At 70.7% G+C, this 14533-nt stretch carries 16 protein-coding genes; 7 read left to right on the forward strand and 9 right to left on the reverse strand.

All coding sequences use genetic code 11. The features are described from left to right. Positions 1–43 precede the first annotated feature (43 nt). The 3 genes from ACWCPY_RS19415 to ACWCPY_RS19425 all read left to right on the forward strand — a co-directional run bounded on the left by ACWCPY_RS19415 (position 44) and on the right by ACWCPY_RS19425 (position 2913). On the forward strand, positions 44–463 hold the full coding sequence (locus ACWCPY_RS19415; protein WP_451266477.1) for a winged helix-turn-helix transcriptional regulator: 420 nt from the start codon (positions 44–46) through the stop codon (positions 461–463). Positions 464–757: 294 nt separating this feature from the next. Beyond that, positions 758–2074, forward strand: a complete 1317-nt coding sequence (locus ACWCPY_RS19420; protein ID WP_451266479.1) for an amidohydrolase family protein — start codon at positions 758–760, stop codon at positions 2072–2074. A gap of 140 nt (positions 2075–2214) precedes the next feature. Beyond that, positions 2215–2913 carry a GntR family transcriptional regulator gene (locus ACWCPY_RS19425; protein WP_451266481.1) on the forward strand — a complete coding sequence of 233 codons (699 nt, stop codon included), beginning with the start codon at positions 2215–2217 and terminating at the stop codon, positions 2911–2913. Positions 2914–3000: 87 nt separating this feature from the next. On the opposite strand, the gene ACWCPY_RS19430 is transcribed toward ACWCPY_RS19425, so the two are convergent. Further along, entirely contained in the window at positions 3001–3987 is a 987-nt protein-coding gene (locus ACWCPY_RS19430) for a GlxA family transcriptional regulator (protein WP_451266483.1), read from the reverse strand. Positions 3988–4174: 187 nt separating this feature from the next. On the opposite strand from ACWCPY_RS19430, the gene ACWCPY_RS19435 reads away from it, so the two are divergent. Next, the gene (locus tag ACWCPY_RS19435; protein ID WP_451266485.1) at positions 4175–4765 is read left to right on the forward strand and encodes a cysteine hydrolase family protein; all 591 of its coding nucleotides are present in this window, start codon (positions 4175–4177) and stop codon (positions 4763–4765) included. A 97-nt stretch (positions 4766–4862) separates the two neighbouring features. On the opposite strand, the gene ACWCPY_RS19440 is transcribed toward ACWCPY_RS19435, so the two are convergent. Next, positions 4863–5501: a hypothetical protein gene (locus ACWCPY_RS19440; RefSeq protein WP_451266487.1), complete on the reverse strand. Its 639-nt coding sequence runs from the start codon at positions 5499–5501 to the stop codon at positions 4863–4865. Positions 5502–5829: 328 nt separating this feature from the next. Between ACWCPY_RS19440 and ACWCPY_RS19445 the strand changes: the two genes are divergently transcribed. Beyond that, positions 5830–7089, forward strand: coding sequence for a sensor histidine kinase (locus tag ACWCPY_RS19445; protein WP_451266489.1), 1260 nt, complete (start codon positions 5830–5832; stop codon positions 7087–7089). Next, positions 7074–7721, forward strand: a complete 648-nt coding sequence (locus tag ACWCPY_RS19450) for a response regulator transcription factor (RefSeq protein ID WP_451266491.1) — start codon at positions 7074–7076, stop codon at positions 7719–7721. Before ACWCPY_RS19445 ends, ACWCPY_RS19450 begins: the two co-directional genes overlap by 16 nt. A 314-nt stretch (positions 7722–8035) precedes the next feature. Here ACWCPY_RS19450 and ACWCPY_RS19455 read toward each other — a convergent pair whose 3' ends face one another. Continuing rightward, entirely contained in the window at positions 8036–9010 is a 975-nt protein-coding gene (locus ACWCPY_RS19455; RefSeq protein WP_451266493.1) for a GNAT family N-acetyltransferase, read from the reverse strand. Between the two features lie 52 nt (positions 9011–9062). Between ACWCPY_RS19455 and ACWCPY_RS19460 the strand changes: the two genes are divergently transcribed. After that, positions 9063–9656, forward strand: coding sequence for a TetR/AcrR family transcriptional regulator (locus ACWCPY_RS19460; RefSeq protein ID WP_451266495.1), 594 nt, complete (start codon positions 9063–9065; stop codon positions 9654–9656). A gap of 82 nt (positions 9657–9738) precedes the next feature. Here the strand turns inward: ACWCPY_RS19460 and ACWCPY_RS19465 are convergent, their stop codons facing one another. The 6 genes from ACWCPY_RS19465 to ACWCPY_RS19490 form a co-directional block, all read right to left on the reverse strand. Next, entirely contained in the window at positions 9739–10407 is a 669-nt protein-coding gene (locus tag ACWCPY_RS19465; RefSeq protein WP_451266497.1) for an NUDIX domain-containing protein, read from the reverse strand. Then, positions 10404–10781, reverse strand: coding sequence for a DUF4406 domain-containing protein (locus tag ACWCPY_RS19470; RefSeq protein ID WP_451266499.1), 378 nt, complete (start codon positions 10779–10781; stop codon positions 10404–10406). The genes ACWCPY_RS19465 and ACWCPY_RS19470 overlap by 4 nt, the downstream gene beginning before the upstream one ends. Positions 10782–10841: 60 nt before the next feature. Then, positions 10842–11627, reverse strand: a complete 786-nt coding sequence (locus ACWCPY_RS19475; RefSeq protein WP_451266501.1) for a DeoR/GlpR family DNA-binding transcription regulator — start codon at positions 11625–11627, stop codon at positions 10842–10844. A gap of 64 nt (positions 11628–11691) precedes the next feature. Then, positions 11692–12615, reverse strand: coding sequence for an RNA polymerase sigma-70 factor (locus ACWCPY_RS19480; protein WP_451266503.1), 924 nt, complete (start codon positions 12613–12615; stop codon positions 11692–11694). Between the two features lie 102 nt (positions 12616–12717). Further along, positions 12718–13191 carry a carboxymuconolactone decarboxylase family protein gene (locus tag ACWCPY_RS19485; protein ID WP_451266505.1) on the reverse strand — a complete coding sequence of 158 codons (474 nt, stop codon included), beginning with the start codon at positions 13189–13191 and terminating at the stop codon, positions 12718–12720. 190 nt (positions 13192–13381) lie between these two features. Then, positions 13382–14383 carry a magnesium transporter CorA family protein gene (locus ACWCPY_RS19490; RefSeq protein ID WP_451266507.1) on the reverse strand — a complete coding sequence of 334 codons (1002 nt, stop codon included), beginning with the start codon at positions 14381–14383 and terminating at the stop codon, positions 13382–13384. Positions 14384–14533 lie beyond the last annotated feature (150 nt).

Genomic DNA, 14533 nt, shown 5'->3' on the forward strand with positions numbered 1-14533 from the left:
GAAGAACGCACTTCAGGGTGCCCAACGAACGGCGAGGAGAGCCATGGCAACGACAGACGCAGCACGTGCCGCATACGACGCCTACCTCGCCGTGTGCCCCGCGAGGCACCTGCTGGACCGCATCAGCAACAAATGGGTCAGCCTGATCGTCAACGCCCTCGCCGAGGGTCCGCAGCGCTACGGCGAACTGTCCCGCAGGCTGGTGAGCGTCAGTCAGAAGATGCTCACCCAGAGCCTGCGCGATCTCGAACGGGACGGTCTCCTCACCCGGACCGTCACGCCGTCGGTGCCGGTCCGGGTCGACTACGCCCTCACTCCCCTCGGGGAGAGCCTGGTCCCGGTGATGCAGGCGATCAAGGCGTGGGCGGAGCAGAACATGGACGAGGTCCTGGCCGCCCGGGCCGGTTACGACGCGAAGGCCCGACCCGGCACCCGCGCTCCGGCCGGGACCCGTCCGCGGTGAGCCTCGTGCCGTACGGGCCGAGCGCCCGGCGGTGATCGTCGAGCAGGGGAGCGCCCTGGTCACGGCGGCCCGGGCGTCACCGCGGGCGGGCCCGTGGGAACGGACGACGACCCGGCCACGAGACCGACCGCCCCACCCCGTCGGCTTTCGTATACCAGCATGTGTGGAGCCGGAGATCCCGAGGGTGATTTCGGGATAATTCCGCGACCGGCTCTCGGTTCTCTTGTTCCTCTTCCGGTCTTGGTATACAAACTGGTTCCTGTCCGCATCGAGCGACACAACCGAAGGAGTTCCATGACGCCCCCTCCCTCCCCGCTGTCCCGGCGCGGCGTCCTCGCCGGTGCCGCCTCCCTGGCGGGCGCCGGTGTCGCCATGTCCACGGGTGTGCCGTCGGCCGCGGCCGACTCCCGCGGTGCTTCCCACCGCGAGCCTCGCGACGCGGTGGTCTTCCGCGACGTCCGGCCCATGGGCGCGGCGAAGCCGGTGGACCTCACGGTCGTCGACGGCCGCATCACACGTGACCCGGCACCCCGGGGCGCCAAGGTGATCGACGGCGGCGGGCGCATCGCACTCCCGGCCCTGGTCGATGCGCACATCCACCCCGACAAGACGACGTGGGGCGGTGACTGGGTGTCGCGCAAGCCCGCCGACACCATCGCCGAACTCGCCCAGCAGGACGCGGAGTTGTTCCGAAGCCAGCGTCGCCCGGTGGCCGAGCGGGCGTACGGACTCATGGCGCACGCCGTGACCCGCGGTACGAGGGGGATGCGGGCACACGCCGACATCGCCCCGGCCTACGGCCTGGCCTGCGTGGAAGGCCTGGGACAGGCGCGCGAGCGGCTCAAGCACGCCCTCGACGTACAGATCGTGGCCTTTCCGCAGCACGGTGTCATCCGTGCGCCCGGCACCGCGGAGCTGCTCCGGGACGCCGCCCGCAGCGGGATAGTGGACATGGTGGGCGGGCTCGACCCGATCAGCTTCGACCACGCCATGGACGAGCAGCTGGACCTGCTCTTCGGTCTCGCGGACCGCTACGGCGTCGGCGTCGACATCCACCTCCACGACCGGGGCGAGACGGGCCTGACCGTGCTGCGCGCCATCATCGACCGCACCCGGGCCCTGTCCCTCAACGGAAAGGTGACCGTCAGCCACGTCTTCTGCCTGCCCGGCCTCTCCGACGCCGAACTGGCCAGGACCGCCGCGGACCTGGGGGAGCTGGACATCGCCCTGACCACCGTGGCGCCCAGCGCGTCGCTGGTCCTGCCGATCGAGAAGCTGCGTGAGCACGGTGTACGGGTCGGGCTCGGCTCGGACGGGGTGCGTGACTCCTGGAGCCCCTTCGGCAACGCGGACATGTTCCACCGGACACACCTGCTCGGCTGGGTCACGGATGTGCGCCTCGACGCGGAACTGGCCGCCTGCTACGAAGCCGGCGCGCACGGCGGCGCCGACGTCATGCGGTTGCCCCACGCCGACCTCACCCCGGGCTCGCCGGCCGACTTCGTCCTGGTCCGCGCCGAGTGCCTGCCGCAGGTCGTGGTCGACATGCCCGCCCGCGACATGGTGGTGCACGGCGGACGGGTGGTCGCCCGTGACGGCCGGCTGACCTGACCGTTCCCCTCCCTTCCGGCCCGCCGCCCGGGCCACCGCGATGGCGTCCCGTCACTGCCTCGCACGCATAGGGTGACGGGACGCCCCGGACGAAGCGCGGGCGCCGGGACAGCCCGGAAGGCACAAGGAGGACGGCACACGTGACGGCAGCCACCGGCCGGAAGGGCGACGGGGAACAGCAGGCCGCCCCGGCGACGCGCACACCACTGAGCGAGATCGCGCGCCAGGCCGTCAGGGACCGCATCATCGACGGCAGCTACGCCCAGGGCGCCCGGATGGTGGAGCGCGAGATCGCCCAGGACCTGCGGATGTCGCGGGTCCCGGTGCGGGAGGCGCTGCGGGCCCTGGTGGAGGAAGGGCTGCTGGACCTGCTGCCGCACAGCGGTGTGCGGGTGCGCCGGCTGGAGCGCGCCGACGTGGAGCATCTGTACGACGTGTGGGAGCCGCTGGCCATCCAGGCCTCCCGCCTCGCCGCCCGCCGCGTGGCCGCCGCCGCACCCGGTGCGCCCGCCGCCCTGACGGACCTGCGGGCCGTACTGGAACAGGCGGAGGCCGCCGCGGCCGCCGGCGACCGGACCCGGGAGAACGAGGCCGGCACCACCTTCCACGACGGGATCGTGGCCCTTGCCGACAACCCGCTGCTGGCCCAGCTCATGCAGCGGCTCAGCGGCCAGCTGCGGCTGCTCTTCGGCCTGAACACCGAGCCCGCCCCGATGCGCGCACAACACGGCGAGATGTACGAACGCATCGCCGCGGCAGACGCCGACGCCGCCGCGGCGATCACCCTCCTCCACGTACGCAAGAGCCGGGAGCTCGCCCTGCGCGCGGTGACCGCCTGATCCGGCGGGGTGCACCGGGGCCGGGCGTGTCGCGAGACGACGGCCAAGGGGACAAACGGCCGAGGGGCAACGGCGCCTCCACCGTCGCTAGCCGGCCCGGAACCGGAGCCGGTACTCCGTCGGTGTCGTGTCGAGCTTCCGGCGGAACGCCCGGATGAGGGTGTCGGTCGTGCCGAACCCGCAGGCGGACGCGATGCGTTCGAGGGTGGCGTCGGTGGATTCGAGCTGATTGCGGGCCCTTTCGACGCGGACCGACTCGACGTACGAGCTCGGGGTCGTGCCGAGCTCGGCCTTGAAGAGCCGGGTGAGCTGGCGCTCGCCGACGTGCGCGTACCCGGCGAGGTCCGCGACGGTGAGCCGCTCGCCGATGTTGTCCATGATGTGGTGGCGGAGGTCCTCGATGCGCCGTGTCGTGGAGACGGGTTCGAGAGGAACGCTGAACTGGCTCTGCCCGCTCGGCCGTTTCAGATACATCACGAGTTGCCGGGCGACGCGCAGCGCGACGGTTTCGCCGAAGTCGTCGGCGACGAGGGCGAGCGACAGGTCGAGACAGGCGCTGATGCCCGCACCGGTCCATACGTCGCCGTCGCGGATGAAGATCGGGTCGGCGTCGACCTCGACCGTGGGGTGGTCGGCGGCGAGTTGCTGCGCGGTCGACCAGTGGGTGGTGGCGCGCTTGCCGTCGAGCAGCCCGGCGGCGGCGAGGATGTGTGCCCCTACGCAGACGGAGGTGACCCTGCGGGTCCTGGCGGCGAGCGTCTTCACCCGGGCGACCACGGTGGGGTCGGTGAGGGCGTGCACACGGCGCCGGCCGTCGACCTCGACCGACCCGGGCACCAGGAGCGTGTCGATGCTCCTGGTGGACACCTCGCGGAAGGTGGCATCGGGGAGGACGCGCACGCCGGCGGAGGTGGTGACGGGGTCCATGGTCTCGGCGGCTAGGACGACGGTGTAGCCCGTCTCGTCGTCCGTCTCGCGTCGCAGGAGGGCGAACACTTCCGGTGGTCCGGTGACGTCGAGCAGGTCGACCCCTTCGAACAGGACGATGACGACGAGTCGTTCGACGATGCTCATGGAATGGTCTCCGCCTGATCGGCAAATGGCGAGTGTGCAACAGCGAGGTCTGCGACAGCGATGCCGCCAGCAGTGATCTCGGCAGCGGCGATGTCGGTATCTGCATGTTAGACGGCATTGCCGACATGCAGAGGTCGACCGTAGCGTTCTGAGCGCATCCCAGCACACGATCCGAGGCGGTATTTCCATGGCTACGACGACCCTGCGCGAACTCAACGGCTTCGACGAGACGCCCGCGTCGCTCGCCGATTCGACGCTGATCCTGGTCGACTACCAGAACACCTACGTCGGCGGCGTGATGGAGCTGGAGGGCTGGCAGGCCGCGCTCGACTCCGCCGCCGCGCTGCTGGGCCGGGCCCGGGAGGCGGGCACGAAGGTCATCCACGTCATCAACGACGGCGGCGAGGGAACCCCGTACGACATCCGGGCGGAGATCGGCATGATCCACCCGAGCGTGGCACCGGTCGAGGGCGAGCCCGTCGTCGTCAAGAAGGCCCCGAACGCCTTCGTCGGCACCGACCTGGGCGAGCATGTCGACGCCGCGGGCCACGAGGACGTCATCGTCGCGGGGTTCATGACGCACATGTGCGTGACGTTCACCGCGGAGGGCGCCTTCCTGCGGGGCAACCGGCCCACGGTGGTCGCCGACGCCTGTGCGACGCGGTCCCTGCGGTCGGTGGGCGCCGAACTGACCGCCGACCAGATCCATCACAGCGCACTCGCCACCATCTCCGACCTCTACGGGGTGGTCGTCGGGTCCGGCAAGTCCCTCACCTGAGGTCCACGGCCGGCGCGCGGCCACGCCCCGAACGCCGTCGTTCGTGTTGGCCCGCCGGCGCCGGTCCGGCGGCTTCACGCCCTACCGGTACGGAGCCTCAAGGCTTCGGAACCGGCGGCAGTTCGGTGTGCCTGACCGTGTAGCCGCCCCTGGTCACCGGGGCGTACGGCGCGGGTGCCATGCAGGTGCCGACGGGGGCTTCCTCGGGAGCGGCATCGCCGGCCGGCATCAGGTTCACACCGTTCCAGGAGAAGCCCACGCGGTCGTCGGAGTGCCCCCTGTCCCTGCCGCCGTCGTAGACGCTGAACCCGAGCCGCCGCCCGACATCGGGCGGACCGCCGGGGCTGACCTCGGTGATGACGGCCGTCAGGGTCGCGGTACGGGGGCCCGTGACCAGGCAGTCCACGCGTCCCTCGGAGATGTAGGTGGTGTTCCGGTCGGCCGAGTAGTGGGAGACCCTGACCGTTCCCCGGGCGTCGGTCGGGAGGCCCGTGGGTATTCCGGGCAGCGGCCGGCTGTACGGGGCGGCGTGCGCGTCGAAGGTGAACGAGCGGACGTCGTCGTCCTTGTAGTAGGGCAGGACGAACTCAGCCCTTCCGGTGACGCTCGCGTGCGCAGGCTTCTCTTCTCTCCGCTCGGCCGAGGACGCGGAAGCAACAGAGGCGCCGCTGAGCGGCAGGCAGACGGCGAGCGCGGCGAATACGGCCGTCGTCCTGCGAGGTGACAGGCAAATCACGTTGTTCTCCTGCGAGTTGACGTTCCTTCGTGGCGTGTTCCATCCTTCACGGCCGCACCCTCCCGGTTCATCAACCGTGATCCGTAACATCCGACGCGTTCACCTCAACCGAGAGACCTATGGGTGTCAGCCTCCGGTCGTAAGGGTGGTGCGGCCGGGGTCCGGCCGCACGGGTGGGTGGGGCCGGACCCACTCCGGGGCCGATCCGGCGGGAATCGAGCGCCGTACCGTGCACAGTGAGGACACCGAGCCGCACGGGTCGGTGCGGCGCGCGGTAGCGGGACACGAGGGTGCCGCGGCCGGAGTCACGGAGTGAGAGGGAACGGGCATGCGACAGCTGATGTCGTGGGCGGCAAGTGCCTGCGTGGGGTTCGTACGAGCGTGTGTCGTGGTGATCGTCAGCATGCTGGTCCCCGCCGTGTGGGCGGCCGCGGTGGCGCTGGGGATTAGGTGGGGAGCGGGGAACCCGTGGTCGTGGCCGGCGCCGTTCGTGCTGGTGTGCGTGGGGACGCTCGGCCTCTCCCGCCCGGTCTGCCGGACGGTCCGCCTCCTCGTCGCCAGGTGGACGGCCACCGTCATCCCGGCCGGCTACCGGCAGGCCGGACCGGTGACGCGGATGTCCACCGGGTACTGGTGGAACGGCTTCGGCTACGAGCGCACCAGCCGTGACGCCCTCATGGACCAGAGATGGCGGATCCGCTGGAACGACCCCGCGAACCGGCGCGACCTGTGGTTCATCGCCATCGCTCCGTTCACCATGGGCGTGGTCGCCGCGCTCCCGCCGGCCGGGCTGGCCGCGGCGGTCGTCGGGCTCGGCCGGCCGGAGGCCGCCGGGCGCCTCTTCGGGGTGCTCGGCCTGGTCGTGGCCGTCGCCGGCGCCCCGTACGCCTGGCGGACCGTCGAGCCGGTGGCTGTCCGCTTCCTGCGTGCGTCGCCCGCGATGGTGCTGGCGGACCGGGTGACGGAGCTGACGGCCCAGCGCGCGGACACGACCGTCGCGCAGGCCGCCGAGATCCGCCGCATCGAGCGGGACCTGCACGACGGCGCGCAGGCACGTCTGGTCGGGCTCGGGCTCTCCCTGGCGACTGCGGAGAAGCTGATGGAGACCGATCCCGACCGGGCCAAGGCACTGATGCGGGAGGCGCGGGCGGGCGCGGCCACATCGCTGACCGAACTCCGCGAACTGGTCAGGGGAATCAACCCGCCGGTGCTGAACGACCGGGGGCTCGTCGAGGCCGTGCGCGCCTTTGCCCTGGACAGCCCGCTCGAAGCGACCGTCACCACCGAGCCCCTGCCCCGGCTGGACCCGCCGGTCGAGTCCGCCGTCTACTTCGGAATCGCCGAGCTGATGACCAACGCGATCAAGCACGCCCGCGCGACCCGGGCACGGATCTCCATGGCCCGGGACGACACCGGGCTCGTCGTCGAGGTCGAGGACGACGGCCGGGGCGGAGCCCGCGTGCACGAGGGCGGCGGACTCGCGGGGCTGCGCCGCCGACTCGCGGCCTTCGACGGCACTGTGGAGGTCACCAGCCCGGCGGGCGGCCCGACCCGAGCGAGGATAGTGGTGCCATGCGAATCGTTGTAGCCGAAGACCTCTACCTCCTGCGCGACGGGATGGTCCGCCTCATCGAGGCGTACGGACACCAGGTGGTGGCCACGGCGACCACCGGACCCGAGACGCTCGACGCACTGCTGAAGTGGCGCCCGAACGTCGCCGTCGTCGATGTCCGCATGCCGCCGACCCAGTCGGACGAGGGCCTGCGCGCGGCCCTCGCCGCGCGCGGCGGACTGCCCGGACTGCCGGTCCTGATCCTCTCCCAGTACGTCGAGCAGTTGTACGCCCGCGAGCTCCTGGCCGACGGCACCGGAGGCATCGGTTATTTCCTCAAGGAGAGCGTGTTCGACGCCGACCAGTTCATCGACGCCCTGGAACGCGTCGCCGACGGTGGGACCGCCATGGACCCGGTCGTCATCGCCAAGCTGCTGTCCAGCGGCTCCTCGAACCGGCGGCTGGAACGGCTCACCGAACGCGAACACTCCGTGCTCGGCCTCATGGCCGAAGGACTGTCCAACCAGGCCATCGCCCGGCGGCTCTTCCTCAGCGAGAGCGCCATCGGCAAGTACACGACCTCCATGTTCGGCAAACTCGGTATCACCGATGACGACGACAGCCACCGGCGCGTGCTGGCCGTCCTCGCCTACCTGAACGAGCCCTGACGTGTTCCTCGGGCCGGTGCGCCGAACTGCTCATCGGCCACCGCCGACCGTGCCCAGGCATACCGGACCCTGCACGGCGCGACCGAGTTCGACGAGGACGGCGGGGTGCACGCCTTCGACGCGGCGACCGGGAAACTGCGCTGGACCTGCAACGACCACACCGGTGACATCCAGCAGTGGTACGTGGTGTCGGCGGGCGACCGGCTGGCCGTGATGCACGGGAGCGGCTCTACGCGCTGCCCGCAGTGTGAGCGTGCAGGTGTGGATCCGGAGGGCCCGGGACGCACCCCTGCACGTCGTCCGCACGTGGTGGTCTACACGTCGTCCCAGGCCATCGAGCTCATCCTCCAGCCGGCCGGCGTCCGGACGAACTGGGTGGTCTTGCGGCCCTCGCCCTCGAACCGCTCGCCATTGAGGATGCCGGCCTTCCGGTACTCGCTGAACCGGTGAGCGATGGACCCGAAGATCTCGGTCCGCTCGGCGACCTCCCATTCGGAGAACTCCGTCATCGTCCCGTCGGTGAGCACCTTCTCCCGGGGCTCGATGAATGAGTCGATGTCGTAGACCACGGGCGCGTCCCCGACATTCGCGATGATCATCCCTTCCGGGATGAACACCTCACGGATGACGTCGACGTTCGGCCGGCTGCCGCCGGTGTTGGCGAACGCGCCGAGGAAGGTGCGCATCAGCCGGTCGAGCTCGGCCTTGACGTCGGAGGCGGACACCTCCGCCGCAGCCGCCGCTCCTGCGGGTGGCCACTCCTCGGAGAGGACCGACCAGATCTCGCTGTCGCGCCGCACACCCCGGTACAGGGAGTGCTGCCGCAGCACACCGTCACGGGTCATCCCGAGCCGGCGCGCGACCTCGACGCTGCGGGTGTTGCCCGCCGCGACCCACCACTCGACCCGGGCCATCCCGCGCTCCGTGAAGGCCCAGTCGATCAGTGCCCGGCTCGCCCGGGTCACCAGTCCCCGCCCTTCCCCGGCGGCCTCCAGCCAGCAGCCGACCTCGCACACCCCGGAGGTGCTGTCGAAGCGCGTGAACATGACGCCGCCGACCAGTGTGCCGTCCAGCCAGATCCCGTAGATCCGGGCGGTGTCCTCGGCCTGCTTGTCGGCGTAACGCCGGAGGACTGCCGTTGCGGAGGCGAGGTCGGTGCTGAAGGTCGCCCAGGGTATCCAGGGGTCCACATGGGGCCGTGCGCGGTCGATGTGGGCGAGGAACTCCTGAGCGTGCCGGGGTTCCAGGGGGCGGAGCTGGGCGTCGTCGCCGAGCGGCAGTGTGAACACGGATACCTCGTCCCTGGGTGCGTAACAAGCGTTCGGTACGTAAGGTAGCAGCATGCCGCCCGCACCTGGAGACCGCGAAGCCCGCCGCGAGGACGTTTCCGAGGCGGTGTGGCACGTACTGGCCGAAAAGGGATTCGGCGGGCTGACCCTGCGCGCCGTCGCCACCGAGCTGGGCGTCTCGACCGGGATGCTCATGCACTACTTCCCGGCCAAGCGGGCCCTGATCGCTCATGCGCTGGACCTGCTGGAGAAGCGCACCGCGGAACGTCCCCGCCGCGAGCGTCCCGCCGAGGGCCTTGCCACCGTGCGGGCCATGCTGCTGGACATCCTGCCGCTGACCCCGGGCGACACCGCCCGCAACCGCATCTGGGTCAGCTCCTGGGACCTGGCCCTCGCCGACGACGGGCTGGCCACGGACCAGGCCGACCGCTACACCCGGATGCGCTCGACGCTCCGCCCGCACCTCGAAGCCGCGCGCGGCCTGGGTGAACTTCCCGCGGCCGCCGACCCGGAGCAACTCGCCGCCACCACGGTCGCGTTCACCCACGGACTCGTCGTCCAGGCCCTCTTCGACCCCGGCCGGTTCTCCGAGAACGTACAGGTCGCCATGGTCGACGACTTCCTCGCTTCGCTCGCGCGGCGATGAGTTCCGGGCGGGACGCTCCCGTGGCGGCGCATCCGTACCCTCGACCTCGACCTCGACCTCGACCTCGACCTCGACCTCAGCCTCACCTCCACCCGCGCTGTGCGAACGGCCCGTCGAGGGCGGCCCACTGGAGCAGCATGATGGTCTTGGCGTCGGCGATCGTGCCGTCGCGGATCCGGTCGAGCGCCTCGGCGAAGGGCAGTTCGACGACGGTGATGTCCTCGCCCTCGGCCGCGATTCCGGCGGTTCGGGCAGGGGTGTCGGCCGCGTCGTAGGGGGCGGCGAAGAAGTGCAGGCGCTCGGTGACCGAACCGGGGCTCATGTAGACGTCGAAGACGTGCTCGACGGCGCCGACGGTGTGTCCGGTCTCTTCGGCGGCTTCCCGGCGGATCGCCTCCTCCGGGCCGTCGCCGTCCAGGAGCCCGGCAGCGGTTTCGAGCAGCATCCCGTCGGGATGGCCGTTGACATAGGCGGGGAGGCGGAACTGACGGGTCAGCAGAACGGTGCGCCGCTCGGTGTTGTGGAGCAGGATGGTCGCCCCGTCACCGCGGTCGTAGGTCTCGCGCTGCTCGCGGCTCCAGTGACCGTCACTGTGCTGGTAGTCGAAGGTGGTCCTGCGCAGCACGTACCAGTCGCTGGAGAGCAACTCGACCTCGCGCACCCTCACGCGCGGGTTGCCGGTGAGGTCGCGGCCGTGCTGGTCCAGGCCGGTGCGGCCGCGCCGGTCGGGGGTGTCGATGCCGGCGGTCACCGGGCGGCCGGAACCGCGGCGAGACCGGCGTAGACGTCCTTGCCCTGCGCGAGGGCCAGGTCGACCATCCGGTCCGCGCCCTCGGAGGGGCCGCCGATCCGCAGGACCGCGTCGCAGCGGGAGAGCAGCCGCTCGGCGACCGGGTGGAAGATCTCCTGGAAGAGCGTGTCGCCGGGGCCGGTGCTGCCGGCCGTCTCCAGGAGCGGCAGGGCGAGGGCCTCGCCGGTGACGGGCAGGTGCCCGGCGCGGAACAGGACGAGAGCCGCTTCGTTCATCGCCCTTGCGTTGGCTTCGAGTCTGCGGGGGTCGTCGCCGGTGCCCGACCGGTAGGGGCCCGCGACGAGAATCATCTGCGCGCGTGGAACGCTGGTCATGACCGTTTCACTCCTTCGTCAGGGGCATCGGCATCGGCCTGCTCCTGGGCGTGGGCGGATTCAGACGAGGATGCTGTCGACGCCCGCGTCCCGCAGGGCGTCCAGGGTCTCCGGGCCGCTGGGATGTGTGGCGGCGTCCTCGGCCGCCTTGTCGGTGACGAAGCGGTGCACCGCGTCGAGCGGGGCGACCCGGCTGAACGCGCGTACCCCCAGCTTGGTCGCGTCCGCCACCGCGATCGTGCGGGTGGCCCGGGTGAGCCCGACCTGCTTGACGGCCGCGTCGTCCAGTGAGAACTCCGACCAGCCGTGCTCGGCGTGCACACCGCCGATGGACATCACGAAGCAGTCGAAGGCCAGGGACTCCAGGGTGCGCAGCGCCAGTGGGCCGACGAGGGAGCGTTCGGCGGGACGGGAGCGGCCGCCCACGACCAGCAGATCGATCCCGGGCCGGTCGGCCAGGCTCATCGCTGTCTGCAGGCTGAGCACGGCGACCGTCAACGGGGCGCGGGCGGCCAGGTGCTCGGCGACGTGCACGGTCGTTGTCCCCGCGTCGAGCAGCACACGTGATCCCGGCTCCACCAGCGCGGCCACGGCCGCACCCAGGCGGTCCTTGGTGGCTGACTGCCAGGGCTCCCGTGCGGAGAATCCCGCGTCCTCGTCACGCGGTCGGGTGGCGACGGCGCCACCGTGCACCCTGCGCACCAGGCCCTGCCGCTCCAGTGCGTCGAGGTCCCTGCGCACGGTCATCTCGGAGACGCCCAGGCGATGGGAGAGCTCCGACACGGAAACCCGGTCGGAGCCCTGCACCAATCGCAGGGTCAGGTCCAGACGATTGGCGACACCCATGCCTCAATTTCTATCACGGGTGAGTGAGAATGAACATCAGAGTGTGCGAATGCTGATGTCGAGGTCAGTTCATCCGCCGGCGGACCCGCTTCGCCTCGCGGTCGACGGCCCAGGCGTCGGCGACCGGCCCGAGGTGGCCGAGCTTGTCGGGGTTGATCACCCCGCGGACGGTCTGGATCCTGCCGTCGAGCACCTCCAGAACCATGGTGTTCAGGACCCTGCCGTCCCGGTCGCGGAAGACCGCGCCGGGCTGGCCGTTGACCTCGTGCGGTTCGCACGTCACGTCGATCCGGAACAGCCAGGGGAAGGCCGTGCCCAGCACCCGGGCCACGTTCTCCGCGCCCACGACGGCCCTGGCCAGCTGCGGGGCCTTGCCACCGCCGTCCCCGACCAGCTGCACATCGGCGGCCAGCAGATTCTGCAGCCCGCCCACATCGCCGTTCTTCAGCGCGTCGAAGAACCGCGTCGCCAACTCCCGCCGCTCCTGGGAGTCCGCCGCGAACCGCGGCCGCCCGGCCTCCATGTGCCGCCGCGCCCGTACGAGCAACTGCCGGCACGCCGCCTCTGAACGCCCCACCGCCGAGGCGACCTCGTCGAACCCGAAGGCGAACACCTCCCGCAGCAGGAAGACCGCCCGCTCCAGCGGGCTGAGCCGCTCCAGCAGCAAGAGCGCCGCCATCGACACCGAGTCGGCCAGTTCCACCGACCGCGCCGGATCCTGGTACGGATCGCTCAGCAGCGGCTCGGGGAACCACGGCCCGACGTACTCCTCCCGTCGGACCCGCGCGGAGCGCAGCACATCGATCGAGATCCGGGTCACCGCGGCCGACAGAAAGGCCTTGGTCGACGTGGGCCGGGTCGTCGAACCGTCGTAACGCAGCCATGTCTCCTGCACCGCGTCCTCGGCCTCGCTCACACTGCCCAGAATCCGGTACGCGATCGAGAACAGCAGCGGCCGCAGTTCCTCGAACTCCTCGACCTTGCTCACACCGACTCAACTCCCCGACTCGCCGACGCCGACAGCCCGAAACGTGAGAGGCCGGACCACGGGCGGGCCAGAGTAGTGCCCCGGCCCGGTGGCCGGTACCGCTCAGTGGAACTGCCCGGGTTCGTAGGAGCCGGCCGGCTGCTGGGCGATGACGTTCAGCCGGTTCGCCGTGTTCATGAAGGAGACCAGGACCACCAGGGAGGTGAGCTGCTCCTCGTCGTAGTGCTTGGCGGCGGTGGCCCACACCTCGTCGCTGACTCCGCCGGCCCCGTCCGCGATCCGGGTCCCCTGCTCCGCCAGCTCCAGCGCGGCCCGCTCGGCCTCGGTGAACACCGTGGCCTCCCGCCACGCCGCGACCAGATGCAACCTCACGGGGGTTTCGCCGGCGGCGGCCGCGTCCTTGGTGTGCATGTCGATGCAGACGGCGCAGCCGTTGATCTGACTCACACGCAGCGCCACCAATTCCTGCGTCGCTGCCGGCAGCGACGAGTCCTTGATCGCCTTCCCCGCCGACATGAGGTGCTTGAAGGCCTTGCCGGCGGTGGGGCTGGCGAAGTAGTTCAGTCGCGCGTCCATGGTGTGCTCCTCCGTGGTCGTCAGTGGCTACACCCCTGAGACGAGACAGCCCGACCCCCTGTGACACGGAGGAATGTGACCTGGATCTCCGTCTTCCCGCCGCCCTCGCAGGGAAGACCGGCACCCCCTCACCGTGCGACCGCCGACGGAGCCGCCCGTACCCGTCGCCGTCCGACGCCCGGCTCGGCCTCTACTGGACGTCGAGGCTGTCGTCGTCGCGCAGTCTCCGCCAGAGGCGGCTGCGGTGCAGTGCGTAGAGGGCGATGAGCAGGAACACCACCTGCAACCCCACGGCGAGCAGCCAGAAGATGCCCCTGCTCTCCAGCTCGTCGGTCAGGTAGGTGAAGTTCATGCCGAAGAAGCCGGTCAGAAAGGTCAGTGGCAGGAAGACCGTCGACACGATCGCCAGCCGGTTGATCACGTTGTTCTGTTCGCCGGACACGAGGGAGGAGTAGCTGGCGAAGGCGCGACGGGCGGCGTTCTGGAGGGACTCGATGTCCGTGAGCACCAGCCGCGCGGTGTGCTGGTAGTCGCGGGCGAGCTTCTGGCGCTCCTCGGGGAAGCCGGGGTTCATCATCCGGCGTGTGAAGATCTCGTCCGTCACCTGGAGGTAGGGCAGGAGCGCGTGGTGCAGGAGCGCCCCACGGCGTCGCAGCCGTGCCAGGCGGTAGACATGCTGGGGGACCCGGTGCCGGAACATCTCGTCCTCCAGGTCCTCCGCCTCCAGCAGCGCCCGCACCGCGGATCGGCGGAAGGTGTCCAGGGCCTCCGAGAGCAGCAGGAACAGCATGGCCACACTGTCGGGGGGCCTTTCGCGCGGCAGTCTGGCGGTGAGGCTCTCGACCGGTCCGGCCGGTCCGCGGTGCACCGTGACCAGATATCGCTCGGTCACAAAGGCATGGACGTGCGTGATCCGGGTCTCCTGGACCACGGGCACGACGAACGCGGCGCTGTCCCCGAGGAACTCGGCCCGTGCCGATTCGCCCGCCCTGCCGAGCCACGCCACGTCCTCGGCCTCCAGCCCGAGCAGATGGGCGAGCGGCTCCTCGGCAGGCGGTTCCTCCTCGGGCGGCTCTTTGCCGCGAGGTGGGCCCTCCCTGGGCAGTTCGATGTCCACGAGCAGGAAACGGGACGCCGCCAGATGCTCGCGTGCCTCCGCCACATGGGTGCGGGTGACCGTTCCATCCGGCATCGACACCATCGATACGATCATCGTCCCTCGCCATGGGTCACTGAGGCCGTCCTCGGGCGCCATGTACGCCTCGACATCCGGAGCCGAACCGTGTCCGGACCCATCTTCGCGGCGGAAGTGCTCCGAACCGGACATACGCGCCGACCGCGG

Source organism: Streptomyces sp. NPDC002403 (assembly GCF_053593015.1).